Origin of the sequence: Streptomyces sp. NPDC048637, assembly GCF_040650675.1 — a bacterium.
GTDB lineage: Bacteria > Actinomycetota > Actinomycetes > Streptomycetales > Streptomycetaceae > Streptomyces.
In genome coordinates, this window is the sequence record NZ_JBEZHQ010000043.1 from 46,302 (window position 1) to 71,257 (window position 24,956).

The following is a 24,956-nucleotide window of genomic DNA, read 5'->3' on the forward strand; positions in this document are numbered from 1 at the left end:
ATAAACTGCACGTTAGAGCAAAATATCGTTCACGGCGACGGTTTTGTATCGCGCGGGGGCGCCGTACCGGTCACGGTCACGGCCGGGAACGGGAGGCGGGGCCCGGACCGCAAAAAGCTCCACGGACCGTGGTCCGCAGGGCAGTTGGGAGGAGCGCGGGAAGGCTCAGTAGAGACTGGAGAACAGCACGGCGACCATCTGGGCCGGCTCATCGGTGTCATTGCGGAAGGTGTGCGGATGACCGGCCGACCACTGGATGCAGTCCCCGGCGCGCAGCTCGTGGTCCCGGCCGTTGTACCGGGCCACCAGGGTGCCCCGGGTCACCGTGATGAGGTCGGATCCCTCGTGCTGCAGTTCCTCGGTGAGGCCGCTGTGCGGTGCGAAGTCCCCCGTCACCACCTGATATCCGAGTTCCGGTGAGCGCAGCAGCCGGTAGACGACCCCCGGCGCCCGGTTGAGGGTCTCCTGCTCCTCCCGGGGGAAGACCGAGGGGGTGGCCCGCCCCCGGGAGAACCCCAGAAACGAGCCGACATCGTGGTCGAACACCCTGGCCAGACGGCCGAGCCGCTCCAGCGCGATATCGGTCTCGCCCCGCTCCAGAGCGGCCAGGAAGGACACGGACAGCCCGCACTCCGCCGCCACTTGGCGAAGCGACATCCCCCTCTGCGTTCGGAGCCGGTGCAGCACCTCGCCGGGCGGCGGGAATCCGAGTTCCGGATCCCGCGCGGGAGGGGTGGAGGGGGCCGGGTCTGCCATGCCCGCATCCTAATGCCGCCGTCCGGGGCGCCCGGTCACGTCCTGCCGTCCCCCGAGGTGCCGTTGCGTGGGTGCTGGTGCACATGATCGAGGAGACCGCCCGGCACGCGGGCCATGCCGACAGCTTCATGAACACGGCCGAGGCCGAGATGCAGGCGGACCTGGCGACGGCCGCCACGACCGGACGGAACGGGCCACGGGCCGGGCCGCGAACCGGGCCACGAACCGGGCCGCGAACCGGGCCATGCACCAAATCACCGGCCGCTCGCTGTTTGCCCCTCCCGTCCGGCCGTACGGATAAAGGCTTCTCCTGCAACGTCATGAAATCCACTGTGCCCGGCGGGATTCATGAGAAAGAGCGTTGATTTGATGACGGTACTCAGTAGCATCCGTGAGGTGTTCAGCACAGACAGGCTCCGCGCCCTGGCCGCGGTGGCCGCCCACGGCTCGATCGCCCAGGCCGCCCGCACCCTGCACATGACCGCATCAGGGGTGTCCCAGCAACTCGCCAAACTGGAGCGCGAGGCCGGGCACTCCCTCCTGGAGCCGCACGGGCGCAGCGTCCGCCTCACCCACGCCGGCCGGGTCCTGGCCGGTCACGCCGACCAGCTTCTCGCCCAACTCGCCGCCGCGCAGAGCGACTTGGTCGACCTCGGGGACGAGGTGCTGGGCCCGCTCCGCATCGGCGGCGTGGGCAGCGCCGTCCGCACCCTGCTGCCCGACGCGCTGGCCACCCTCGCCGCCGGACATCCCCGGCTCACCCCGACCGTGGTCGACGGGGAGGCCGTCGCTCTGGTGCCCCGGCTGATCCACGGCGAACTCGACCTGCTGCTGATCGAGAGCTGGGCCGATCGCCCGGTGTCCGTCCCCGAGGGCGTGACACTGCGCACCCTGGTCAGTGAGGACGTCCATGTCGCCTTGTCCGAGCGGCATCCGCTCAGCGACCGCGGGACCGTCGACCTGGCCGACCTCGCGGGCACGCCGTGGGCCTGCTGTCCCCCGGGTACCGCGCCCCATGAAGCCCTCGTCCAAGCCCTGCGCACCCGTGGCGTCGAGCCCGACATCCGCTATCTCGTCGCCGAGCACTCCACCCAACTCGCCCTGGTCGCCCGGAATCTCACCGCGTCCCTCGTCCCCGCGATGTCCTGCCGGCCGGCCCCACCCGGCGTACGGTTCCTGGCCACCCGTCCGGCGCTGCGCCGCGACATCCGGGCCGCCTGGCTCACCCGCGCCGAGAGCCCGCCGGTACGCGCCTGTGTCGCCGCCGTGGAGGCCCACCGGCAGGCCGCCGACGAGGCCCGTCCGAAGGAGTGAGGGCGGCCGATGGCTTGGGGCCGGCCGGTGCCTTGTGGGGCGGGACATGCCGCTGACGGCGTAATGACCGGGTTGGTCTGTTTGGCCGCGTCAGGCTGTGGCTCTTGATCACGGTCGCGTCAGGAGCCCGTGTGGACAGATCGGGTGAGTGGATCCTTGAGCGGATCGGCCGTGCCCGCCGGCCGGACCGCGGCCGCACGGCCGGCAGGCTTGCGGAGGTCGTCGACAACAGGGGCTTCGAGGCGCCCCGTCCGCCCGCGTGGATGCGCTGGCTGCCGGTCGCCTATGTGGTGTTCGTCCTGCTGCTGGAAACCGTCACCCCCACGCCGTGGGCGGTGAGCTTTCTGCTCATCGCCCTGCCGGTGATCGCCGCATACACCCTCGGCCCGGTCACGGTCGCGGCGGCCACGGTCTTCGCGGTCGTGCTGGAGGGCGTGGTGGCCGGCACTCCGTGCTGCACCGGCCACAACATCCATATGCTGTGGGAGAACCACCATGTCGCCGCGTATGTCGCCACCGGCCTGGTCGGTGCGCTCGGTGTGGCGCTGGCCGCCCACCGCCGGCGCCAGGAGCGGGACCTGGTGCGTGCCCACTCGGTCGCCGAGGCGCTGATGCGGACCCTGCTGCGGCCGGTGCCGCACCGGGTCGGCCACCTCCTCGCGGCCGGTCTGTACCGGTCCGGCGAGGTCGGCACCATGGTCGGCGGTGACCTCTACGACATCCGCGCCACTCCGTCCGGTGAGCGCGCCATCATCGGCGACGTCCGCGGCAAGGGACTCCAGGCGGTCCGCACGGTCGCCGATATCCTCGGCAGCTTTCGCGAGGCGGTCCACGACGAGGGGGACCTGCGGGCCGTCGCCACCCGTATGGAACGGCGGCTGGCCCGCGAGGCCGAAGAGCTCCTCGACGACGAGCTGTTCGTCACCGCCGCCCTGATCGAGTACGACGCCGTCGCCCACCAAGTGACGATCATCAACCATGGGCACATCGAGCCGGTCCTGATCTCCCGCGGCGAGGTGACGCCGCTCATCGGACCGCCTGCCCTCCCCCTCGGCCTGGGGGCACTGGCCGACGAGGAGCCCGTCACCTACACCCACCCCTTCACCCGCGGCGATGTCCTTCTCCTGTGCACCGACGGCCTGATCGAGGCCCGCGACCAGACCGGCGCCTTCTACCCGCTCCTCGACCGCCTCCGCCACCGCTTCGCCGGCCGGACCGCCCCCGGCCCCGCCGACGTCATCGACTTCCTCAACACCGACCTCCCCCGCCACACCCGCGTCTTCCACGACGACGTCGCCCTCCTCGCCCTCGCGCCTCACGACGACAACGGGGCATAGGCGAGCCAGGGGCGCCGCCGCGGGGCGACTCCCTTCAGTTCCGCTGATGGGCGTCTCAGTCCCGCTGATGGGCGTCCTGCGCCGCGTCCACGAAGTCCTCCAGCGCTTTCCAGAAGGGGCGGTAGGCGGCATCGAAGGCGTCATGACCCTCGGGTTCGCCGGTCAGGTCGGCCCTGAGGGCGGCGTAGAAGGGGCGGGTGGCCTTCTGGAGGGTGAGGGCCGCGGCGGCGGCCGAGGGCGGGCCCTCCAGTTCGACCACCCGTGCGCAGCGGCGGATCTTCAGGTACTCGGCGACCTCCCGGTCCTGCAGCTCGCCGAGTGTGGAGGTGCGGGTATCGGAGCGGGGGAGCCGTAGCACGGCGGAGATCTCCCAGAACAACTCGCCCATCCGGTGGGTCTGTTCGATCAGATCCAGATAGGCGGTGCGGCGGCTCTCCCGCAGCCGCTCGGCACGCTGCGAGCGCGCGGCGATCTCGGCCTGAATCCTGGCGGCCCGGGTGCTGCCGCGGCTGGTGACCCAACTGGCGAGCACCGCCGTGCCACCGGTCACCGCCGCGATCGCCAGAGTCCATACCGTGCTGTCGCCCACGTGACGCCACAATACCGAGCCGCTCCGGCGCACCGGCCGCCGCTACGAAGGGAACTCGCCCGGCGGCACCGTACTCGTGGAGGCATTGCCGCCGAACACCTTGTTCAGGGTGAAGGTCAGCACCGTGTACTGCGTCCCGCCGGACACCCGCACCGTCCGGAAGTTCGCCTTGTCGTCGAACTTCTCGAAGCCGCACCCGCGAGTGAAGGAGCGCTTCCCGCCGTTCCAGTCCTCACCGGTGGTGAAGTACACCGTGTACGAGCCGCTGTTGACGCTGCGGACGGTCGCCTTCGAGCCCTGGCGGACGTACACGGAGAACGCCGTCCGGGCGCCGCGGGTCAGTGTCACCACCGCATCGGAGCGGGTGCCGTTGTTGATGGTCAGCCGGCCCAGACCGCCCCGGCTGCCGTCGCGCACGAAGGCGCCGTTCGCCAGCCGCCGGTGCCGGGCCCGTTCCGTACGCGGCAGCCGCAGTGAGGCGTCATAGCCGAGGGCCTTGAGCGCGCGGCCGGCTGCCCTGATGCTCTGCGGCCCGTGGGCCGTGTCGAGTTCGACGCGGGGTGAGGTGGCGCAGCGGCCACCGGTGCCGCGGGCGCTGCGCAGATCCTGTCCCAACGCACGTAAGGCGGTGGCGAGTTGACTGTTGCCCGCGAGGGCGTCGTCCGGTGCGTCGGCGGCCTGCAGGGCATCGGCGGCGGTCTCGGCCCTGGTCGCGGCGGTGTCCAGCGCCTTGTCCAGCGAACCGCCCTCGCGCGCGCCGTCGACCGTGCGCAGTGCGCTGTCGAGGGGGCGGAGGGCGCCGGTCAGCGCGTGGCGGTAGGCGTCGGGGTCGACGGCCGGCGTGGAGCTGGGGGACGGCGCCGCACCGGCCGCCGAGCTGTGGGAGCCGCCCGCCGGGTCACGGCTTCCCCCATCCGACGAACAGGCCGCCAGCGGCAGCGCGAGAGCGAGGGCCGCCGCCCCGAGCGCGGCCGCCCGGCCCGTCCTGCGCGGCGGCCGGAACCGCGGCGCCAGACGTACGGCCGCGGTACGGGCCCCGTCGTACACCGATGCCCCACCCGTATCCGCCGATGTGCGATCTGTATCCGCTGATGTCCGGCCCGTTGTGTGCGCAGACGTGTACCTCACTATGAGTCCCCCGATTCCCCCGGTATCCCCCGACATCCGGCAACTGCCGGAAGAAACAGGCTTCTCCGCCCACAAGTAGCTGTCAAGACCGTTGTGCGGCACGGCAGTTGCCCGCTGCCCGCGGCCGCGCGGAGATCTCTCGGAATTCCTGCTTCCGCACCGGTGCGCCGATCACCTGCGCATATGTAGAGTCCCCTGCCATGGCAGCGCTGAGTGATCTTTTCCCCGTGGCGGCCGTACGCCTCGGCGTCCGGGCGGCGGACTGGCGAGAGGCAATGGACGCGGCGGGCGGGCTGCTGGTGGAGACGGGTGCCACCACCGCCGCCTACACCACGGAGATGATCCGCAACGTCGAGGAGAACGGGCCGTATATCGTCATCGCGCCCGGCTTCGCCTTCGCCCACGCCCGCCCCTCACCGGCCGTGCTCCGGACCGGGCTGTCATGGGTACGCCTGGAACGGCCGGTGGAATTCGGCCATGCGGCGAATGACCCGGTGCAGCTGGTGGTGGGACTGGCCGCCGAGGACTCCGGGGCGCATACGGCGGCGATGTCGGCCCTGGCGAAACTGCTGGCCGACCCGGCGACGGCCCGGGCCCTTCAGGAGGCGGATGATCCGGAGGCGCTCCATACGGTGCTCGCGCGGGCTGCGGGGGCTGCGGGGGCATCGGGGGCTGCGGGGGAGGGCCTGGAGCGTGGGGCGCGCGGTGAGCGGCCGCGTGGCGGGCCGGCCGTGCACAAGATCCTTACGGTGTGCGGCAACGGCGTGGGCACCAGCCTGTTCCTGAAGAACACGCTGGAGCAGGTGCTCGACCGCTGGGGCTGGTCCCGCCATGTGACGGTGGAGGCGACCGACACCATCTCGGCCAAGGGCAAGGCCGCCGAGGCCGTCGCGATCCTCACCTCCCGGGAGATCGCCAGGACGCTGGGCGACGTCGGCGTACCGGTCACCGTCGTCGAGGACTTCACCAGCGGCTTCGAGGTCGACCGCGCACTCCGCGCCACGTACGACGTCTGAGCGGCGGCGCCCGGCACAAGAAGTCCGACACACGACGCCCATCGACAGAGCCGGGAGGACGGACGGCACCATGGACTGGCTCATATCCCTCGCCACGTTTCTCGTGAACGAGGTCCTCAGCCAACCCGCGTATCTGATCGGCCTGATCACGGCGGCCGGTCTGATCGCGCTGAAGAAGACCGCCGGCCAGGTCGTCGGCGGTGCCCTCAAGGCGACGCTGGGCTTTCTGCTGATCGGCGCCGGCGCGGGACTGGTGGTCAGCTCCCTCGCCCCGCTGGGCGGCATGATCCAGGGCGCGACCGGCGCACATGGCGTGATCCCCACCAACGAGGCGATCGTCGGCATCGCCCAGGACCGGTTCGGCGCCCGGGTCGCCTGGCTGATGATCCTCGGCTTTGCGGTCGCCCTGGCGCTGGCCCGCTTCACCCCGCTGCGCTACGTCTTCCTGACGGGCCATCACATGCTCTTCATGGCCACTCTGCTGACGATGGTCCTGGCGACCTCCGGCCGGTCCTCGGTGAGCGTGGTGGTCGTCGGCGGACTGCTGCTGGGCATCCTGCTGGTGGCGATGCCCGCCTTCGCACACCCCTGGACCAAGCGCATCACCGGCAACAACAGCATCGCCATCGGTCACTTCGGCACCGCCGGCTACATTCTCTCGGGCGCCGCCGGACAACTCGTCGGCAAGCGCAGCCGCAGCACCGAGGACATGAAACTGCCCGAGGGCCTGCGCTTTCTGCGGGACTCGATGGTCGCCACGGCACTGTCCATGGTGCTGATCTACGTCATCATGTCGCTGGCCTACCTGGCCAAGGCCGGCCGGGCGACGGCGTTCAAGGCGTTCATGGCCGAGGGCGGCAGCGCCGCCACGGACCTCGGCAACTACGTCATGCAGTCCGTCATGCAGGGCCTCCAGTTCGGAATCGCGGTCGCGGTGATCCTCTTCGGTGTCCGGACGATCCTGGGCGAGCTGGTCCCGGCGTTCCAGGGCATCGCCGGCAGGCTCGTACCGGGCGCGGTGCCGTCCCTCGACGCCCCGATCGTCTTCCCGTACGCGCAGAACGCCGTCCTCATCGGCTTCCTCGCCAGCTTCCTCGGCGGCCTGGTCAGCCTCGCGCTGCTCACCTGGATCGGCCATCCGGCGTTCGGCCTCGCGCTCGTCCTGCCGGGGCTCGTACCGCACTTCTTCACGGGGGGCGCCGCCGGTGTCTACGGCAATGCCACCGGTGGCCGGCGCGGTGCGGTCGTCGGCGCCTTCCTCAACGGCGTGCTGATCACCTTCCTGCCCGCGCTGCTGCTCAAGGTGCTCGGCGCGTTCGGCAAGGAGAACACCACCTTCGGCGACGCCGACTTCGGCTGGTTCGGCACCCTGCTCGGCAACGCCGCCAAGGCGGGCGCCACCGGTGGCAGCCTCGCGATGCTGGCGATCGGTGCCGTACTGCTCGGCGCCGCGATCCTCTTCCAGAAACGCGTCGTGGACACCGGCTGGGACCCGGGCGCCCGCCGTGACGCCTTTCTGCCGCGCGAGGCACCCGCACCGGCCGGCCCGGCCACGGCGGTCGCCCGGACCCACGCGAAGATCGCGCCGCCACCAGGGGCGCCGGCTCCACCGCCGCCTCCGGAAGGAAGCTGAACGCCTCGCGCGCCCCGGGCCGCTCACCCGTCCCGTGACACGGCTCGGCAGGCCACGCGCCCCGGGGCACCGGACCCTGCGGGCTCCGGGCTGCCGCTCACCCGTCCCGGGACACCGCCCTGAGCGCCTGCTCCACCGCCGCGGTCAGATAGGACCGGTCGGCGGCCTTCTCCATCACCCGCAGCCCCTGGGTGAACGTGACCAGGAAGCGGGCCGCGCTCCGGACGTCCGTGCCGGGCGCCAGCTCACCGTTCGCGCGGGCGCGCAGCAGGAGGGCGAAGAAGGCCTCCTCCAGCGCCCCGAGCGCGGCGCGCAGCCGGGTGGCGGCCTCCGTGTCACCAGGGAGGAGTTCCAGCACGCCGTGGGTGACCAGGCACCCGGCGCGCTCGGGATCCGCCAGCGCGGCCTCCACATACGCGAGCAGAAAGGCCCGCAGGGCGGGCAGCGCCGGTCCGGTGCCGGCCAGATCGTCCCGCGCCCTGGCGGCCTCGGCCGCGCTGTAGCGCTCCAGGGCCTTGAGGTAGAGGTCGTGTTTGGAGCCGTAGGCCGCGTACATGCTGGAGCGGTTGATGCCCAGGGCCGTCACGAGATCCTGCACCGAGGTGCCCTCGTACCCCTGGCGGCGGAACGTCTCCATCGCCACCGCGAGGGCGGCGTGCGGGTCGAACTCCTTGGGCCGGGCCATGGGCCGCGATGCTACCGCCCTCCCGGACGGTCGCTTCCGTCGGCGCGGGGCCGGCGAAGCGGCGCGTCCGGCGGCCCTCCCGGGTGGGCCGTTCGATACCCCGCCCCGCGCGCATCCCGGTGTCCGTTCCCGTCTCGGACCTAGAATCGGAACATGCCCGCAGGGGAGTTCCCGACCCGCTCGCCGAGGACGGGCCGGTGTCCAGCGGCTGATCCGGAGGGCACATGACCACCGACGACGAGGCAGGGCGGGGACGGCCGACCGGCCCCACAAGGCGAGACGAGGACCCGCACACCCCGGCCGCCCCCACTCCCGATGCCGCCGGTCCGCCCGCGTCCGCTCCTGATGCTGCCGGTCCGCCCGTGCGCGCTCCTGATGCCGCCGGTCCGCCCGTGCGCGCTCCTGGCGCCCCCGGCTCACCCGCGCCCGCGCCCGCTCCCGACGCCGTGACCTGCCGCGCCCTGCGCTACGCCTTCGGCGAGACCAAGGCCGTGGACGGTGTCGACCTCTCCGTCCGCACCGGCGAGGTCTTCGGCCTGCTCGGCCCGAACGGCGCGGGCAAGACCACCGCGATCCGCTGTATCACCACCCTCCTGCCCGTCCCGGCCGGCCTGGTGCGGGTCTTCGGGCATGACGCGGCGAAGGAGCGGATGGCGGTGCGCCGGCTGCTCGGGTACGTCCCGCAGCAGCTGTCCGCGGACGCCGGACTGACCGGCCGGGAGAATGTCGCGCTGTTCGCCCGGGTCTTCGACGTCTCCCGCCGTGAGCGCGCCGCACGTGTCACCCAGGCGCTGGCTGCGGTCGGCCTCACCGACGCGGCCAGCCGGCTCGCCAAGACGTACTCCGGCGGCATGATCCGCCGCCTCGAACTCGCCCAGGCCCTGGTCAGCGCGCCCCGGCTGCTGATGCTCGACGAGCCGACGATCGGCCTGGACCCGATCGCCCGTACCAGCGTCTGGGAACACATCAACGCCGTACGGGCCGCCACCGGCATGACCGTCCTGGTGACCACGCACTACATGGACGAGGCCGACCAGTACTGCGACCGCCTCGCCCTGATGCACCAGGGCCGGATTCGCGCCCTCGGAACCCCCGACGAGCTGCGGTCCGCCCTGCGCGCCCGCCGCGTCGCCGCCCGGACCTCGGCCACCCCTCACCCGGCACCCCATGCCCCAGGCGCCTCCACCCCGGCCGTTGCTCCGGACACTTCCACCGCGACCGCCCCGGCCTCTTCTCCCGTCACCCCCACCCCTCCGTCCTCGGCCCCATCGCGCGCGTCCGACACCGCGCCGACCCTGGAGGACGTCTTCCGGGACGTCGCCGGCAGCGGCCTCGACGAGCAGTCAGGAGACTTCCGCGATGTCCGGAGCACCCGCCGCACCGCAAACCGGGTCGGCTGACACCGCCACCGGCCCCGGCCGGCTGGACCTGTTGCTGGTCCCTCCGCGCGCCCGTACCGGCTGGCGGGTGCTGACCGCCCGGGTCGTCGCGATGTGTGTGGTCGAGCTGCAAAAGCTGCGCCACGACCGCACCGAGCTGTACACCCGCGCCGTCCAGCCCGCCCTGTGGCTCCTGGTCTTCGGCGAGACCTTCACCCGCCTCAAGGCCATCCCGACCGGCGGCACCCCGTACATCGACTATCTGGCGCCCGGCATCATCGCCCAGTCCGCCATGTTCATCGCGATCTTCTACGGCATCATGATCATCTGGGAGCGGGACGCCGGCATCCTCACCAAACTGCTGGTCACCCCGACCCCGCGGTCCGCCCTGATCGCGGGCAAGGCCTTCGCCGCCGGAGTGAAGGCGCTCATCCAGGCCGTCGTGGTGATCGCCATCGCCGCACTGCTCGGCGTCGCCATGACCTGGAACCCCCTCCGGCTGCTCGCCGTTGCCGTCGCCGTGGTCCTCGGCTCGGCGTTCTTCTCCTGTCTGTCCATGACGATCGCGGGCATCGTGCTCACCCGGGACCGCCTGATGGGCATCGGCCAGGCCATCACCATGCCGCTCTTCTTCGCCTCCAACGCCCTCTACCCGGTGGCGATCATGCCCGGCTGGCTCCAGACGGTCAGCATGATGAACCCCCTGAGCTACCAGGTCGACGCCCTCCGCGGCCTCCTCCTGGGCACCCACGCCCACCTGGCCCTCGACTACACCGTCCTGGTCGCCGCCGCCGCACTCGGCATCGCCGCCGCCTCCTCCCTCCTGGGGCGCCTGGCGCGCTGAGCGGATGGTGGCCTCCGGGCCGCTATTCGCCCTGGTCGTCGTTGTCGTCGTCAAGCAGGCGCGGCGACTTGAGGGCGCCCCCGGAGGCCGCCCGCCGCCAGCCAGGTTGCCGGCAGCAAGGGGGCTGACAACGGACGCGCCGGCTCCTGCCTGCCCGCGCCAGCGGCGTCGGTCATGACGCTCAGGCCTTGATGAGCGGGTTGTAGGGGTGATTCTCCGGCGTGAAGATCAGGACGAAGTCCTTGCCCACTTCGGTGGCGACTTCGCGGAGTCGTGCCAGGACATCGGCCTCGGTGGGCAGGTCAAGGCCGAGAGCAGCGGCCGCCCGGTCCCGCCGAGCCACCAGGTCGGGCATGTCCTCCAGGTACTCGGCAGCCAGCTCGGCGCTCTCCTCCCCAGTGAACGCTCGGCAGTCACGCCACCAGGGCGCGACCAGCAGGAGTCGCAGCAGCTCCGTCAGACCGATCGCGACCAGGGCCGCGCCACCCTCGGAGTCTGCGTAGAGGACCGGGCGTTCCTCGCCGCCATCGCCGCAGAAGAAGTACGTGCCTCCAGCACCGTCCCCCGCAAAGCCCTCCAACGTCGCGCCCGACGCGAGGTGGACCTCCTCGACATGGTCGCCGCGGTCGGGGTCGAAGTCGCCGGGCCAGGCCAGGAAATCGGCAATGTCGTCGTCTTCGTTGAGGGAGGTGATCAGCGATCGCATGCGCTGCACCTTAAGGGTTGTCCCGTGACTGGTAGGGCACTTGGTGCGTTGCTCGGTCATGGGTGGGTGATCTCAGCGGACGATCCGAAGTGGATCGAGCCGTTCTCCGGGCAAGGGCGACGGCGTTCACCAGGCCATGCTCGGCATCGCCCGACTCCACAACCTCGCGCTCACGGGATGAGCTGGCTTGGTCTAACGGTGAAGGTGTCCCGTCCGTCCGGCGTCGTGACCCCGTCCGGCGAGGTGGAGACCGTCACGACCGCGTCGCCGGCCGTCGCCTCGACGTCGTCCTGGATCACGCACGCCACCGTGACCTTCACCGGGTAGACCGAGTCGGGGGTCAGCTCAGTGAACTGCGCGAAGACTGGGCTCTTGTCGATCAAGGACCAGCGTTGTCCCGCAGCATCGACGAACTGAACCTCGACGATGCCGGGAAACGGCTCGTCATCGACCCAACGAACCGCTTCACAGCGCAGCTCAGGCACTCAAGCTCCTGTCCTGGATCCGGACCACAGCGGCAACGAGCGCCAGTATGCCTGAGCAGCCGACCTCGGTTGCGGGACAACCTTTGGCCATCAGGACCGGCGGTCGCGTCTGCCGGGTCTGGCGTGGGGGCCGACGGACTGCCCTCTCGTGGCGAGAACGCACGCCGGGGTGCGGGACCTGAGTGCGAAACCGGGCCGGTTGCGGCTGACCGGGCAGGGGTGGGCACCGCCACATTCCCGAACAGAACCCTTTGAGCTTCGGAGCAACGAGACGTGCGGCTAACGCCTGCTCGCCGCTACCGCGACGATGCCGCTCAGGGCGGCGAGTGCCACACACAACGGCGAGTACAGGAAAGTGTTCAACCGCTGGAATTCGATGGCGGCTCCGGAGTTCATGAAGTACCCACCCAGGCCACGGGCGAGCAGAACCACCGCCAGGCCGTACATGCCCACTAACCGCAGCCAGCCCGGGCCGATCCCCGGGATGGACTTTTGACCATGAGGGTGAGCACAGCGCCACCGATCAGTGCCAGACCCACCAGAAAAGTGCTCGGTCCCGGCGGCACCACGCCATCGTCGCTGCCACCAATCGTCTTGGTAAACGTCACCACGTCTTTGAACGGCCAGGGGGAGAAGGCCCAGATGAAGTGCAGCACTCCAACTGCCATAAGGACGATCGACAATGCCATGGGGACCACAGTGCGGACCATATCCAGTGCCTCCGAATCACATGCCAAAGCGCGTGCGACATCAGTACGGCAACTGAACTGTCTCCACGCGCAGCCGGTCGTACAGGCCCATCTCACCCATCTCTCGCAGCACGCGGAGATGAGGCACAGCCATTTCTGTGGGAAAGGAACTCACGGGCTGGATCCGTGTGTGATGTTACGCGGCCTGGGTGAGGGACACGCGGGTGCGTGGTGCGAAGTGGCTCACATGGGCGTCATGCGGCAAGTCGACGCGCGCACAGGCGAGTTGACAGGGGCGGCGAGGGTGGCGGTCTTGGCCGATGCGGATTTACGCAGCCGGCTCCCCCCACGCGCTCCCCAGCGCTGGGGGAACTCCCCAACGGGCGGCCTCGTGCGGCACGATGCAGCAGTGCCGCCAAGCGCGATCGCCCTCACGCGTCCTGAACTCCTGGGCCTGCTAAGAGCCTTCGCCGTACCACGCCCCGTGGCCACACCGGGACATGCCCTGCACCGGTCACGCTAGCGACTGCGCCATCACCGCGGAGCTGCCGCCTGTCACCGCCGCTGGAACGAGGTCAGGTCACAGCCTCCGCGTGATCACGAACTGCAGCTGTCGCACTTGCCTCGCCGGTCGCACAGCGTCAAGACGCGACACGGTTCCCCCTGGCCACATACCGTTGCCGCGGTTTGTTTGTACGTTACCCGAATTGCCCGAGTGAACTGTCATATGGGCGGGATCCAGACCAGATTGCCGCAGTGTAATGCTTTCTAGCAGGGTGCTATCTCGTCGGTATTTTCCGGTGTCGCGTAGCCAGTGGGAATCGGCACTGCGCGATGCACCGGTTAGGAGTTCAGCGTGCTCGACTGGCTTTATTGCATCGTTTCCGATGCTCCTGCAGATTCCGGTCTTACTCGGGCTTGTGCAGGTGCTGCACCGCATCTCGGAAGCGGAATCCGGTCGGAGCGCGTATGCGATCGGCAAGCGACCGGTCGAGAGCGCGCAGCACGTCAGCGTTCTCGGCACGCACTCTTCGACAGCGACGCGCCTTGGCTCGCACGCGTGTGCCGCCGACGAGGCAGCCGCCCTGCTGACCCCAGCGGTCCCGGACGCGTCACCGGCGCCTACGATCCGGGCTGCACCCCCTCACGGGGCGCCTCTCACGACGACTGCTCAGAGCCAGTCCCGCCGCTTGAAGATGACGTACAAACTGGTGCACACAATCGCCATCAGGACGATGGAGAAGGGGTATCCGAACACCCAGTGCAACTCCGGCATGTGATCGAAGTTCATGCCGTAGATGGTTCCGACCAGCGTCGGCGCGAAGAGGATGGCCGCCCACGACGAGATCTTCTTGATCTCCTCGTTCTGCTCGAAGCCGGCTTCCGCCAGGGCGCGCATCTCGGCGTTCTGCTGTTGGTTCACCAGGGTCGCGTTGACGGTGAGGATGTCCTGCAGAGCCTGCCGGAAGCCGTCCACGCGCTCTGTGGTGTGGAGTGCGTGATCGGCCACGTCGCGCAGATAGCGGCGCAGTTCCTCATCGATGGCGTACTTCTCGAAGCCCGCGGTCAGGCTTTCCAGCATGCCGTTCAGCGGACGGGTGGCGCGCTGGAACTCGACCACCTCGCGGGAGAGTTCATAGATGCGGCGGGAGACCCGGGGGTCGCCGCCGAAGACCTCGGTCTCGATTTCGTCGATATCGGTCTGTACGCCGTCGACGACCGGTGCGTAACCGTCGACGACCGCGTCGAGGATCGCGTAGAGGACGGCTTCGGGGCCGCGCTTGAGGAGTTCGGGGGTGTCCTCCATGCGTTGACGGACGGCCGAGAGGTCGGGGGCGCCGCCGTGCCGCACGGTGATCACGAAGTCGCGGCCGACGAAGACATGCAACTCACCGAAGTCGACCTCCTCGGCGTCGTCGACGTAGCGCGCGGCGCGCAGAACGACGAAGAGCGTGCCGCCGTAGCGCTCCAGCTTGGGTCGCTGGTGGGCCTCCAGGGCATCTTCGATGGCGAGTGGATGGAGGTCGAACTCCGAGGCCAGGGTGACCAGTTCGGCGGGGGTGGGGCGGTGCAGGCCGATCCAGGCGAGGGTGCCGGGAGTGGTGCGCTGCTGCCGGAAGGCATCGGCGAGCGTGTCATGGGTGCTGACACGGCGTCCGTCGCGGTAAAGGGCGGCGCTGATGACGCTGCTGGGGGTTTCGCCCGTCGGATCCGGCGTCGCGGAGCCGTCCGTGGTTGCGGCGGGCGGGGAGCCGGCGGGCCGCTTCTTCGCTGGTTTGCGCAGGCCGCGCAGGCCACGCGGGCGACGGCCGGGAGGCTCAGAGCTCACGACAGACCGGACCTCCGTCACAAGGGGGATGAACAGGCATACAGAATCTCGACGAAGGATATCTGCCGAGGATGTCAGCACAGGTCAGCGGCCATGGTGCAGGATGGAACCGGACGTGACGCGGCGTGTGTCGCGTCCGCCGAGCTTTGTATGTTTATCTCTAGAATTGTGCGATGCAGATACCGCAGACAGCCAGCGCTCCCCCGGGTGAGGTGATTCGGTGAACGGCCCCGATGCCACCGACGAGCAGTGGGAAGGGCTGGCCGAGGTCGTCCCGCTCCGCAGCAGCAGTGAATGGCCTTCCTGGCCCGACCACCGTGCCCTCCCCGAGGAGGAGCCGACGGAGGAGACGCGGCGGTTCATCGTCATCCGTGTCCAGATCTTCGCGGACGCCCGCGAGGTCGCCGAGTACTTGATGGCGCAGATCCCCGTCCTGCTGGACCTCAGCAGCGCCGACGCCGATGTCGCCAAGCGCATCCTGGACTTCTCCAGCGGAGTCGTGTTCGGACTCGGCAGCGGGATGCACCGCGTCGACACCAATGTCTTCCTGCTGGCACCCGTCGGTACCGAGGTCGCGGAAACGGCACTCGGGGGCGTCCCCCGTTCGTAGGAAGAGCTGTTGGGTGTAACGGTTCTCCGGTCGGGGTGCTGCATAGCGTCCCTGCATGAACACCGACACTGTGCGTCCGGCGGTCACCGAATTACGGCTGTCCGCCTTCAAAACCCATCGCGGCGTCACCCTGCCGCTCACCCGGCTGACACTGCTGAGCGGCGAGAGCGGAAGCGGCAAGTCCAGTGCGCTGCAGGCGTACGAGATCCTCGCCCGGCTCGGGCGCGGGGAGTCGCTCGCACGGGCCGTGGGGGAGGTGGCGGGCAGCCCGGCGGCGTGTGTGCCGGCGGGTGCGCGCCCTGACGAACAGGGGCGGCGGGGGTTCCGTATCGGCTGCACGGTCGACGGTCCGGCCGGCCCCGTCAGCCTCGATCTCGCCGTGCAGGCCGAGCCCGAACTGCGCATCGTCGGTGAGCGGTTGACCGGTGGCGGCGAGACCTTGCTGACCACCGCGCTCACCGACCCGAACCGCCCCGCCGTCCAGGCGGCCTGGCACACCGCGGGTGCGACTCCGGTGACCCGTGCCCCGCTGCCCGACGACCGGCTCGGCACCTCGCTGCTGCCGTTGCGCGTCGCGGGGAAGACGGCGGGCCAGCGGCTGGTGCTCGCCGCGGCCGAACAGGTCGTGGTCGCGCTGCGGTCGGCGTTCGTGTGCGACCCGCGGCCGGAGGTCATGCGGGACGTGGGGACGGGCGGTGCGGAGGGAGCCGGACAGGACGGTGGATGTGGTGCGGACGGTGCCGGTGGTGCGGGGCGTGGTGCCGGGGCGCGGCGGAGTGGCCGAGGAGCGGGCTCGGGGGGCGGGCCGGGTAAGCCGGGAGGGGCCGGCGGGGCTGCCGGGGCCTGGGGTGCGCGGAAGCGCAAGGGGAGCGGTGGTGGTGAAGCCGGTGGCTGGGGCCGCGATGCGGAGGGGCCGCGTGGCGAGGGACGGCTGAGGTCGTCCTGCGACAACCTGCCCGCGGTGCTGGAGCGTACGAGCCGGGAGTGCGCGCGGCGGCATGCGGTGCTGGTCGCGGCGGTACGGGAGGCATGTGCCGGTCCCGTCGAGGGGCTGCGCGCGGTGCCACGGCAGGCGGGCGGTACGGGGGAAGGGGGCGTCGACGCCGCTGGGGCGGCCGGGCCGGGTGGTTCACCGGGGGCGCAGGCCGGGGCAGCGGGGGCGGCGGGTGTGCGGGCCGTCCTCGACCGGGGGGCACTGGGCGAGCTGCCCGTCGAGCAGCTCGGCGATGGTGAGCTGCGGTTTCTTGCGCTGGCGTTGGTGCTGCTCACCGGGCCGGAGGTGCTGGCGATGGATCCGGTCGGGGAGGTCCCGTCCGCTCATCAGCAGATGACGGTGATGGCGGACGGGATGGACCGCTGTATGGACCCCCGGCAGGCGCGCGAGCTGGTGTCACTGGCCCTGCGGATGACCGAGCGGGGGCATGTGCGGCTGCTGGGGACGGTGCGGGATCCCTCGGTCGCCGAGGGGCTGCCCGGCGTACAGGTGCTACACCTAGGGGCATGAGCGAGGATCTGCATGCGCTGCAGCGACGTCTGGCCGAGTTTGCGGCCGCGCGGGACTGGCAGCAGTACCACACCCCCAAGAACCTGGCCGCGGCGCTCAGCGTCGAGGCCGCGGAACTCGTCGAGATCTTCCAGTGGTTGACGCCGGAGGAGTCGGCGAAGGTGATGTCGAACCCGGGGAAGGCTGGCCGGGTCGAGGACGAGGTCGCGGACGTGCTGGCGTATCTGCTGCAGTTCTGCGAGGCGCTGGGGATCGACGCCCTGGCGGCCCTCGCCGCGAAGATCGAGCGCAATGAGTCGCGGTTCCCGGCGGTCCGCTCGGCACGGCCGGACCGGCCGCGGGAGGGCGAGGAGTAGGGGCGAGGGGCATCGGGGCGGGGCCGGCGGGGTGCGAGCGCCGGCCCCGCTCGCGCTTCCCTGGCTTCCGATTCCGTTGTTCCGTAACGGTCGCCGTCCGGCGTTCCCCGGCGGTCGGTTCCGGTGTTCCCTTCGGGTGTTTCGCGTGGCTTGTGCCGGTCGTGTGCGGGGTGGGGGTGATGGGGCGGGAGGGGAGGATGCGGGGACGTGGCCGCCATGTGTCACTCTCCGGAGTCATGGATCTTTCCACACCGTCTTGCTTGTCCACAGATTTGCGAATTCCCCTGGCTTTTTTGGGTGTTCGCCTTCACTCTGGGTAGTGGAAAGAGTGCAGGGTGCATGCGAATGGAGAGGGAAGGAGGGAGCGGATGGACGCGGTGCGGATCATTGCGGCCAGTCGGCGCGGGCTGGCAGAGGCGAACACGGTTCAGGGAGTGATCGTCGAGGCATGGCAGGCGCAGGCTTTGGCGGAGGCGGTCGGCAGTCATCTCGCGATATTCGGGCCGTACGAAGTGCGGTCCAGGGCCCGGGGGTTGGGCGACGCGGGCGGGCGGTTCAGCGGGGGACTGCTGTGCCCGGCGTCGGTCGCCGGCGGGCTGCGGGCGGCTCAGCTGTCCGAGGTGCGTGATGCCAAGGCGGCTTTAACCGGCCTGTCCCGGCTGCTGCGAGAGGTGTGCGAAGCGCTGGTGGCAGTGGTGCTGCTGGCAGACGAGGAGGGGATGTACTGGACTTGCGTCGAGGCGATGGACACGGTCGATGAATCGCGAGATCGCGTGGCCGGAATACTGGAGAAGCTGGAGGTGCGCGACCGGAACCCTGCCTGAGCAAACCGATCCGAACCCACCGGGATCACGCGGTAGGCAAGCCCCGAGCGGCAACTCACCGCCCGCGGGCCAGGAGCGCTCACGCCCAACGTCCCGACGGCATGTCCGAGCCGTCGCGTTGCCCCCTGGCTGCCACTGCTGATTCCCTCGCACGACCATGACGGCCCCTGCGCGCGCCACCGCGAATCCCCGCCCCGCCCCACCCCGACCGCCCTGGACCGACCGCCCCTGCCCCGCTCCGCCCCGTCCTGCCCTGGACCGACACCGACACCGACACCGACACCGACACCGACACCGACACCGACTCCACCCGACTCGTTCGCCCCGTTCGCCCCGACTGGCCTGACCAGCCCGACTGACCCGACCTGCCCGACTGACCCGTTCGCTCGGCCGCCCCAGCCCACCCGGCCGCCCCAGCCCACCCGGCCGCCCCAGCCCACCCGACCGACCCAGCCCACCCGGCCGCCCCAGCCCACCCGGCCGCCCGCTGCGCACTCACGCTCTCCGACGATTGGGTCGTCGCGCGGAGTGCAGGATGGAGGTATGGACCTACGAATCTTCACCGAGCCTCAGCAGGGGCGTCCTACGACACTCTGCTGAAGGTCGCCAAAGCTACTGAGGATCTTGGCTTCGACGCGTTCTCACTGGACGCACATCGACACGGATTATTCCGACGTCGGACTCTCCGGCGGCCGAAGCGCTAAAGATCCAACAGGAGCTGGCTAAGCACGGCGTAGCTTTCGGGTCGACGCAAGAGCCCTTCATTAACCCGAGCGATGACAGCCCATTGGAGTTGCGTTCTTCGCCCTTATCGCCGGATTGGCGCACCAGGATTCGAAGAGTAAGAGTAAGTTCATCCGGGATGCGTTCGCCGAGTTGAAGGCGAAGGGAAGCCACTCGTCGGGCCCTGTGCCATTCGGCTTCGAAGCGGAGCCTGTACAGGTCGACAACCTGACCATTCGTTGGCTCAAGCTGCAGGCGCCGGGGAAGCCGGCCGGCGATGCCGTTCGGCGCATGATCAAATTGGCAGTAGGCGGCACGGTGCCAAACGCCATTGGGATGAAGATGACGTCAGATGGCGTCCTGACGCCATTGGAGATGTTGCCTCCCGAGGAGGCGGAGGAACTCCGTGCAGCATCGCGGAAGCGCCGAAAAGTGCAGGACGATGACGCGCCTGCGGAGTGGTCGCCGACGGTCGTGCTCCGCATCCTGCGTGATCCCCGTCTGGCCGGTTTCGCCATCGGCCCTGTAGACCCAAAGACGAAGCGCCGGACGGTACTCCGCAACGACGACGGCGATCCTGGGGGTTGAGGAACATCGGAACGAAAACTGGCGCTGAGGATCTGTCGGCCCTGGTGGGCGGCTGGCGGTGCGTCGGCTCCGGGACGAGTGTGAAGTCGTCCCACAGATAACACCCCAATATCTGCGGTAGTTTGATTCGTCACCTGCGGTGATGTTCTTCGGTCGCTGCGTGAAGCGGCCCTGTTATCTGCGGCAAGGGGGAAGTGGTGCCCACCGTCGTGCAGCTGCCGACCGGGAAGGCCATGACCGTCCGCGCGGCAGCGGACGTGTTCCTCGACTCGCTCGGCAACCCGAACACGGTCCGGAACTACGGGATCGGGGTGGGCAAGACCGCCGAACGGCTTGGTGAGGCCCGGTGTCTGGCGTCGGTGGCGGACGACGAGATCGGCGAGGCCCTCGAACTGCTCTGGGGCACCGCGGCGGTCAACACCTGGAACTCCCGCCGGGCGGGGGTGCTGTCCTGGCTCGGCTGGTGCCGTGAGCGCGGCTATGAGGGGCCGATGGTTCCGGCCTGGGCGTCCCTCCTCGCGGGGTTGACTCCTTGACACCGCGGCGCCTTTTTGGCCTTCTCGGCCCTCGGTCATAGTCGGCGCCATGGACTATGACGTAGTGGTGGCCGGAGGCGGCCCGGTCGGACTGATGCTGGCCTGCGAGCTCCGGCTCGGAGGCGCGCGGGTGGCCGTCCTGGAGCGCCTCACCGAAGTGGACCCGACGATCAAGGGCGGGGCGATCACCACGCCCAGCGCCGAGGCGCTCTACCGCCGGGGCATGCTGCCCGCGCTGGCCGAGGTGCAGCGGCAGGCGATGGACCGCTTCCAGGCATTCATGCGCGAACGGAACGGCGGGGACGGAGGCGGGGCCGCGGGCCAAGGGCTCGGGTTCGTCGGGCACTTCGCCGGGATCATGCTGCGCGCCGACCTGGTCGACCGTACGGAGCCGGGCCTCGGCGACGCCGGACCCGCCGCCGAGATCGCTTTCGTGGCGCAGCAGGACATCGAGCGGCTGCTCGGCGGGCGGGCGGACGAGCTCGGCGTCGACGTGCGCCGGGGAGTGGAGCTGACCGGCTTCGACGCGGACGACGGGGCCGTCACGGTGCGGACCAACCACGGGGCCATACGCGCCGGATGGCTCGTGGGCTGCGACGGCGGCCGCAGCACGGTCCGCAAGCTCGCGGGGTTCGCATTCCCCGGCACGGACCCGGAGATCACCTGTCACCAGGCGGTCGTGGAGATGACCGGCGCCGAGGACCTGCCGGTCGGCTGGACCGCCACGGACACCGGGGTCTACGCCCACGGGCCGATGCCGGGCCGCATCGTCACCGTGGAGTTCGACGGCCCGCCGGCCGACCGGGACGCGCCGGTCACCACCGAGGACCTCCAGGCGAGGCTGCGCCGCGTCTCCGGCGTGGACGTCACGATCACCGGGGTGCGGACCGCGACCCGCTTCACCGACCACGCCCGCCAGGTCACCGAGTACCGCAAAGGCCGGGTGCTGCTGGCGGGCGACGCGGCGCACGTGCACTCCGCGTTCGGTAGCCAGGGGCTGAGCCTGGGTATCGGGGACGCGATGAACCTCGGCTGGAAGCTCGCCGCGGTGATCGGCGCCCGGGCGCCGGAAGGGCTGCTGGACACCTACACCGCCGAACGGCACCCCGTCGGCGCGGGGATCCTTGACTGGACCCGTTCCCAGGTCGCGGCCATGCGCCCGGATCCGCAGTCCCGGGCCCTGCGCGAGATCGTCAGCAACCTGGCGGAGACGGTCACGGGCACCACGTACCTCACCGCCCGGCTCAACAGCGCCGGGGTGCGCTACGAGCTGCCGGGCGAGCACCCGCTGACCGGCCGCAGCGCCCCGGACCTCGAACTCGCCGACGGCAGCCGCCTCGCGGACCACCTCCACGGCGGCCGGGCGCTCCTGCTCGACCTCACCGACGACCCGGAACTCCGAGCCCTCGCTGCGAAGTATGCCGGCCGCGTCGACACCCTGACGGCCGGCTGCCCGTCCCGCCCGGAACTGGTGGCGGCCCTCGTCCGTCCGGACGGCTTCACCGCCTGGGCGGCCGACGCAGGGGCGCAGGCGCCGACATCGACGGCCGGGCTGGCGGAGGCGCTGGAGGAGTGGTTCGGAGTGCCAGAGGGTGCGGTGACACCGGGCTGAACCGCCGCTCTGCTGACTGACTCGAACCACGAACCGATTCCACCCACGGCCGCCGCACCCACCCGGTGTGGCGGCCGCCCGCACCCCAGTCCCCGGCCCAGCAGCAGCCCGGAGCTCTCACCGGCCGCCTACCGCACCCACCGCCACGCATAGCCGCCACGCCCTCAGCCGGTGTTACGGCTCCCGGCACCCTGCGAGCGGTGATTAGTGAAAACGTCACCGCCGGGACAGCCCCGGCGGTGAAGGTCACCGCACCTGGGTCACACCTCTTCGGCCGCGTCCCGATCGCGCAGCGGGCGCAGGCCGCCCGGCAGTTCGGGGAGCTGGAACGAGTACCGGCCGAGCATGTTGATGTGGTGCCGTACGAACGGGGAGAGGCGGGCCACGTCCTCGTCGCGGAGGCCATTTCAAGGTCGGCAACGTGAAATATGGCCTACATAACCATAATGGGAGGGAGGGGCGGCGGCCGTCGCGAATGGCGGGCGGCCCACTCCCTCCACGCATCCGGCGTCGCCCCTGCGCTCCCCGTACTCTCCTCCGGGTCGATGCGTGGTCGTAGCGACGCCGGATGTCCTATGACTTTTCCTCCGTCAGGAAGCGTGCGCCGGATCTCTTAGAGGGTCGGCACGCAGAAGCGAGTGGGGGGCGTGGACGTGTGCCCGAGCCTGGCCAATGGGTGACACTGACAAGACGTGGTCCCGCCGTCAGGCAGGCAATGGGTTATGCGCCGCGGGGTCGAATCCCGTCACGTCCACGGCAGCGTCCTGACGGATGGTTCGCCACTGTCCCCGTAATGGATGCTGAGTGCCGGCGGGGCGGCCCATGAGGTGAGCCGCCCCATTGATCACCTAGGCGTCGCGCCTTACATGGCTCAGAACGTTCATTCCGGCGCCGAGGGTGGCGATGAACGCGCTACCACTCGCCCCGAAGGTTGCCAGGGGGCCGCCACTGAACGCCATCACCACGATGGCCGTGGCAAGCGAGATGACGGTGCAGGCGAGAACTACGATCATGACGTCACGCGCAGGGTGGCTGCACGTCTGCTGGGTCGAATTGGTCGACACCATGCCTCCGTTGACTTGTTCGCTCGCTGGACTTGGGCACGTCTCATCACGGTGAGTAGTGCTTCCAGCGACGCGCAAACGGGCTATGGAGCCCGCAACCAGCCGGTTGCTGATTGGTGCGCGCTAAGCGATGAAGTCAAGGGGTCCTCCGATGTGTAGACGTCTCGAAAATCTACCACAGCGGACGGTCAACCCGCCTGTACTCAAGCGGAGTTCACAAGCTAGCCCCGACGCGGAGGTGAGATCCCCGCGTGCGCGGGGCTTGTCCGCACGCTCAATCGGCCGGCAGCTCGAACATCAGCGACGCCGCTTCCAGGCCGTCGTAGAAGTTCGCCTTCCCGCCCTACCGGGGCACGTCCAGGACGAAGTCGCCCATGACGCTCTGGCCGGGCCGGTACGTCGCATCGACGTCCTGGCCGGAGTCGGTCGTTTCCAGCGACCGGGCGCTGCACCTGGGGGAGTTGGAGGAGCGTATACGCTTTCGGCGCCCCTTTCGAGACTGCAATTACGAGATCACCACGTGGAGTGGTCGAGTCGTCCGCCGGACCACGGTCGAGTCGCCTGCGCTCACCGTCGAAGAACGTTGCGCCGCAACCCTCCGCATCGCGGAGTGGGGTCGGCAAGGATGAATAAGAGAGCCTCCGTCGGAATTCCGGCGGGGGCTTATTGCGTTCACGGACTACGCAGCAGCCTCTGCTGCAGCCAGCGCCGTACGGTACTCCCGCGACCAGTCCGCACCCTGCTGCTCCGCGGGCAGTCCCGCCAGGCCTGCCCGGAAGTGGTCCGCAGCGTCGCGGTACTCCCGCAGCCCCATGTGCGCCAGGCCGAGAGAGAAGCGTTGGAAGTTCGGTGTCAGCCAGTACGCCGTCTCCGGCGGCTGATCCGCGGCAGCATCGGCCAGGTTTGCTGCTTCGTCCAAGAGGCGACGTGCCTCGTCCCTTTGACCCACCTCTGCGTAACCGTGTGCAGCCTGTGCCGCGTCGCCCATGCGCTGCGTTGCGTGCGCCCCTGGAGTCCGGTATGCAGCTTCGAACCAGCGGGCATACGTTCGCGGACGGCGTTGCTGACGCGCCACGTACGCCTTGAAGTTCAACGCTTGCGCGGCAAGCGGCCCACTGTCGGCCTCGTCGGCCAGCTCCAGTGCATCGTTCAGCCGGACGACTGCTTCGACGTCGTTACGTGCAGAGGCGTGGAGCCACCCGGCGAACTGGACGTACTCTGCAACGACATGACACAGCGCGTCCCGGTGCGGACCGCGAGCCTCCTTAAGCATCGCTGTGATGATGGGAAGCTGAGTCTCCGTCGGGCCGATCATGGGAACAGCGCCGATAGCGTCGTCCAGTCGGCGCTGCGCTGCGAGAACGTCGGCCAGAGCGGCAACAGCTTTGCCGTCCAGACGAGTCGGACGTGCTACCGCATAGCGGATGCGATCTTCCTCGTCTGCCATGAGCGACGAAGCTAGCGCGGTGATCGTGCCGTCGGCGCTCAACAACTTGTCCAATGACTCCGCCAGGCGGGCTGACGGGGGCTGCTTGCCATTGAGCGTCCGGGACAGCACCGCATGATCGTAGTTTAAGGCCCGTGCAGCTCCTCGAATGCTCATCTCGCGAGCCTTCAGCGCGGCTCTGACGTGCTCCCCAAATGTCCCGGCCATCCGTCACCACCAAGTCACCACGTCACCACTGTTCGTGTTCAAGCGTACGCCCGATCGTCAAAGTATGAGCGAACCGAGGGGGATTCAGACGCCCCCGGTACATCTGACAGACACGCACGATTTCGCCGCAGAGCCCGCCCCGGGATGCGACGTCTGCGCCGCCTTGGATAAGCAGCGTCGGGAAGCTCGTGAAAAGGGAAGGCTTGCCGAGGCTGTGGTTGCAAGCATGGAGATCGCCGACCACCCGCACAAGGGGCGGAGGCGGAAGCGGTGACGTCGCCCGACGAACTGGAGCCCCAGCACGGACGTGCGGATGACGAGATACCCCTGAATGCACCTCTCGTCCGCCCCTACACCATCCCCGGCGTGACGTACGTGCCTGTGCCTGAAGCCGTCAAGCCGTGCCCGACCCCGTGCGACTGCTGCCGATGGGCGGGGAGGCAATGAAGCGGCGTCAGTGCGCGCAGCGTGCACCATGGGCCTGATCCCCGGCCGGACGGGGCGCCGAAGCGGGCCCGGTGTAGCCGAGCGCACCGGCACAAGGGCAACTACCACATCGCAGACTTCCCCAGCTTCGGTCGCGTCGTCTATTGGC

General features: G+C 69.8%; 25 protein-coding genes and 2 pseudogenes. 15 read left to right on the plus strand and 12 right to left on the minus strand.

The genetic code is table 11. The features are described 5' to 3' along the window. Positions 1-165: 165 nt before the first annotated feature. A complete protein-coding gene (locus AB0C46_RS34690) occupies positions 166-756 on the minus strand; it encodes an XRE family transcriptional regulator (protein WP_362832822.1) in 591 nt (196 codons plus the stop codon). Here AB0C46_RS34690 and AB0C46_RS34695 point away from each other — a divergent pair. The 3 genes from AB0C46_RS34695 to AB0C46_RS34705 all read left to right on the plus strand — a co-directional run bounded on the left by AB0C46_RS34695 (position 750) and on the right by AB0C46_RS34705 (position 3,407). Continuing rightward, positions 750-1,121: a DUF664 domain-containing protein gene (locus tag AB0C46_RS34695; protein ID WP_362832872.1), complete on the plus strand. Its 372-nt coding sequence runs from the start codon at positions 750-752 to the stop codon at positions 1,119-1,121. The two genes, AB0C46_RS34690 and AB0C46_RS34695, sit on opposite strands and share 7 nt — an antisense overlap. Before the next feature lie 31 nt (positions 1,122-1,152). Further along, positions 1,153-2,070, plus strand: coding sequence for a LysR family transcriptional regulator (locus tag AB0C46_RS34700; RefSeq protein WP_362832824.1), 918 nt, complete (start codon positions 1,153-1,155; stop codon positions 2,068-2,070). 131 nt (positions 2,071-2,201) lie between these two features. Further along, positions 2,202-3,407: a PP2C family protein-serine/threonine phosphatase gene (locus AB0C46_RS34705; protein WP_362832826.1), complete on the plus strand. Its 1,206-nt coding sequence runs from the start codon at positions 2,202-2,204 to the stop codon at positions 3,405-3,407. Between the two features lie 55 nt (positions 3,408-3,462). Here the strand turns inward: AB0C46_RS34705 and AB0C46_RS34710 are convergent, their stop codons facing one another. Together AB0C46_RS34710 and AB0C46_RS34715 are read right to left on the minus strand one after the other, a co-directional pair. Further along, the gene (locus tag AB0C46_RS34710) at positions 3,463-3,996 is read right to left on the minus strand and encodes a hypothetical protein (protein WP_362832828.1); all 534 of its coding nucleotides are present in this window, start codon (positions 3,994-3,996) and stop codon (positions 3,463-3,465) included. Positions 3,997-4,038: 42 nt separating this feature from the next. Further along, positions 4,039-5,043: a hypothetical protein gene (locus AB0C46_RS34715; protein WP_362832830.1), complete on the minus strand. Its 1,005-nt coding sequence runs from the start codon at positions 5,041-5,043 to the stop codon at positions 4,039-4,041. Positions 5,044-5,324: 281 nt separating this feature from the next. On the opposite strand from AB0C46_RS34715, the gene AB0C46_RS34720 reads away from it, so the two are divergent. Both AB0C46_RS34720 and AB0C46_RS34725 read left to right on the plus strand, forming a co-directional pair. After that, positions 5,325-6,140, plus strand: a complete 816-nt coding sequence (locus tag AB0C46_RS34720; RefSeq protein WP_362832832.1) for a PTS sugar transporter subunit IIA — start codon at positions 5,325-5,327, stop codon at positions 6,138-6,140. Between the two features lie 70 nt (positions 6,141-6,210). Continuing rightward, positions 6,211-7,773, plus strand: a complete 1,563-nt coding sequence (locus AB0C46_RS34725) for a PTS ascorbate transporter subunit IIC (protein ID WP_362832834.1) — start codon at positions 6,211-6,213, stop codon at positions 7,771-7,773. A 97-nt stretch (positions 7,774-7,870) separates the two neighbouring features. On the opposite strand, the gene AB0C46_RS34730 is transcribed toward AB0C46_RS34725, so the two are convergent. Continuing rightward, positions 7,871-8,458 (minus strand): TetR/AcrR family transcriptional regulator, encoded by a 588-nt coding sequence (locus tag AB0C46_RS34730; protein ID WP_362832836.1) that lies wholly within the window; start codon positions 8,456-8,458, stop codon positions 7,871-7,873. A 224-nt stretch (positions 8,459-8,682) separates the two neighbouring features. On the opposite strand from AB0C46_RS34730, the gene AB0C46_RS34735 reads away from it, so the two are divergent. After that, a complete protein-coding gene (locus tag AB0C46_RS34735; protein ID WP_362832838.1) occupies positions 8,683-9,858 on the plus strand; it encodes an ATP-binding cassette domain-containing protein in 1,176 nt (391 codons plus the stop codon). Beyond that, a complete protein-coding gene (locus AB0C46_RS34740; protein WP_362832840.1) occupies positions 9,818-10,681 on the plus strand; it encodes an ABC transporter permease in 864 nt (287 codons plus the stop codon). Before AB0C46_RS34735 ends, AB0C46_RS34740 begins: the two co-directional genes overlap by 41 nt. Positions 10,682-10,862: 181 nt before the next feature. Here AB0C46_RS34740 and AB0C46_RS34745 read toward each other — a convergent pair whose 3' ends face one another. The 5 genes from AB0C46_RS34745 to AB0C46_RS34765 all read right to left on the minus strand — a co-directional run bounded on the left by AB0C46_RS34745 (position 10,863) and on the right by AB0C46_RS34765 (position 14,890). After that, positions 10,863-11,387, minus strand: a complete 525-nt coding sequence (locus AB0C46_RS34745; RefSeq protein WP_362832842.1) for a hypothetical protein — start codon at positions 11,385-11,387, stop codon at positions 10,863-10,865. A 170-nt stretch (positions 11,388-11,557) separates the two neighbouring features. Continuing rightward, on the minus strand, positions 11,558-11,872 hold the full coding sequence (locus AB0C46_RS34750; RefSeq protein WP_362832844.1) for a hypothetical protein: 315 nt from the start codon (positions 11,870-11,872) through the stop codon (positions 11,558-11,560). Positions 11,873-12,151: 279 nt separating this feature from the next. Beyond that, entirely contained in the window at positions 12,152-12,319 is a 168-nt protein-coding gene (locus tag AB0C46_RS34755; RefSeq protein ID WP_362832874.1) for a hypothetical protein, read from the minus strand. Between the two features lie 5 nt (positions 12,320-12,324). Then, on the minus strand, positions 12,325-12,561 hold the full coding sequence (locus tag AB0C46_RS34760; protein WP_362832846.1) for a hypothetical protein: 237 nt from the start codon (positions 12,559-12,561) through the stop codon (positions 12,325-12,327). A gap of 1,171 nt (positions 12,562-13,732) precedes the next feature. Then, complete coding sequence (locus AB0C46_RS34765) at positions 13,733-14,890, minus strand: magnesium and cobalt transport protein CorA (RefSeq protein ID WP_362832848.1); 1,158 nt, start codon at positions 14,888-14,890, stop codon at positions 13,733-13,735. Between the two features lie 220 nt (positions 14,891-15,110). Here AB0C46_RS34765 and AB0C46_RS34770 point away from each other — a divergent pair, with 220 nt between their 5' ends. The 8 genes and pseudogenes from AB0C46_RS34770 (at position 15,111) to AB0C46_RS34805 (ending at position 21,643) form a co-directional block, all read left to right on the plus strand. Then, on the plus strand, positions 15,111-15,500 hold the full coding sequence (locus tag AB0C46_RS34770; RefSeq protein WP_362832850.1) for a cell division protein SepF: 390 nt from the start codon (positions 15,111-15,113) through the stop codon (positions 15,498-15,500). A 55-nt stretch (positions 15,501-15,555) separates the two neighbouring features. After that, positions 15,556-17,004 carry a biotin transporter BioY gene (locus tag AB0C46_RS34775; protein ID WP_362832852.1) on the plus strand — a complete coding sequence of 483 codons (1,449 nt, stop codon included), beginning with the start codon at positions 15,556-15,558 and terminating at the stop codon, positions 17,002-17,004. After that, a complete protein-coding gene (locus AB0C46_RS34780) occupies positions 17,001-17,360 on the plus strand; it encodes a nucleotide pyrophosphohydrolase (RefSeq protein ID WP_018088816.1) in 360 nt (119 codons plus the stop codon). The genes AB0C46_RS34775 and AB0C46_RS34780 overlap by 4 nt, the downstream gene beginning before the upstream one ends. A gap of 368 nt (positions 17,361-17,728) precedes the next feature. Then, positions 17,729-18,184 (plus strand): DUF6099 family protein, encoded by a 456-nt coding sequence (locus AB0C46_RS34785; protein ID WP_362832854.1) that lies wholly within the window; start codon positions 17,729-17,731, stop codon positions 18,182-18,184. A 543-nt stretch (positions 18,185-18,727) separates the two neighbouring features. Then, a pseudogene (locus tag AB0C46_RS34790) lies at positions 18,728-18,825 on the plus strand (LLM class F420-dependent oxidoreductase); the annotation flags it as partial. Positions 18,826-19,003: 178 nt separating this feature from the next. Beyond that, a complete protein-coding gene (locus AB0C46_RS34795; RefSeq protein WP_362832856.1) occupies positions 19,004-19,495 on the plus strand; it encodes a hypothetical protein in 492 nt (163 codons plus the stop codon). Between the two features lie 197 nt (positions 19,496-19,692). Continuing rightward, positions 19,693-20,001 (plus strand): annotated as a pseudogene (locus AB0C46_RS34800) (site-specific integrase); the annotation flags it as partial. A 79-nt stretch (positions 20,002-20,080) separates the two neighbouring features. Next, the gene (locus AB0C46_RS34805) at positions 20,081-21,643 is read left to right on the plus strand and encodes an FAD-dependent oxidoreductase (RefSeq protein WP_362832858.1); all 1,563 of its coding nucleotides are present in this window, start codon (positions 20,081-20,083) and stop codon (positions 21,641-21,643) included. A gap of 260 nt (positions 21,644-21,903) precedes the next feature. Here AB0C46_RS34805 and AB0C46_RS34810 read toward each other — a convergent pair whose 3' ends face one another. The 3 genes from AB0C46_RS34810 to AB0C46_RS34820 form a co-directional block, all read right to left on the minus strand. Then, positions 21,904-22,029 (minus strand): hypothetical protein, encoded by a 126-nt coding sequence (locus AB0C46_RS34810; RefSeq protein ID WP_362832860.1) that lies wholly within the window; start codon positions 22,027-22,029, stop codon positions 21,904-21,906. 462 nt (positions 22,030-22,491) lie between these two features. Then, positions 22,492-22,656, minus strand: coding sequence for a hypothetical protein (locus AB0C46_RS34815; protein ID WP_362832862.1), 165 nt, complete (start codon positions 22,654-22,656; stop codon positions 22,492-22,494). Positions 22,657-23,386: 730 nt separating this feature from the next. Beyond that, positions 23,387-24,361 carry a helix-turn-helix transcriptional regulator gene (locus tag AB0C46_RS34820; RefSeq protein ID WP_362832864.1) on the minus strand — a complete coding sequence of 325 codons (975 nt, stop codon included), beginning with the start codon at positions 24,359-24,361 and terminating at the stop codon, positions 23,387-23,389. Positions 24,362-24,956 lie beyond the last annotated feature (595 nt).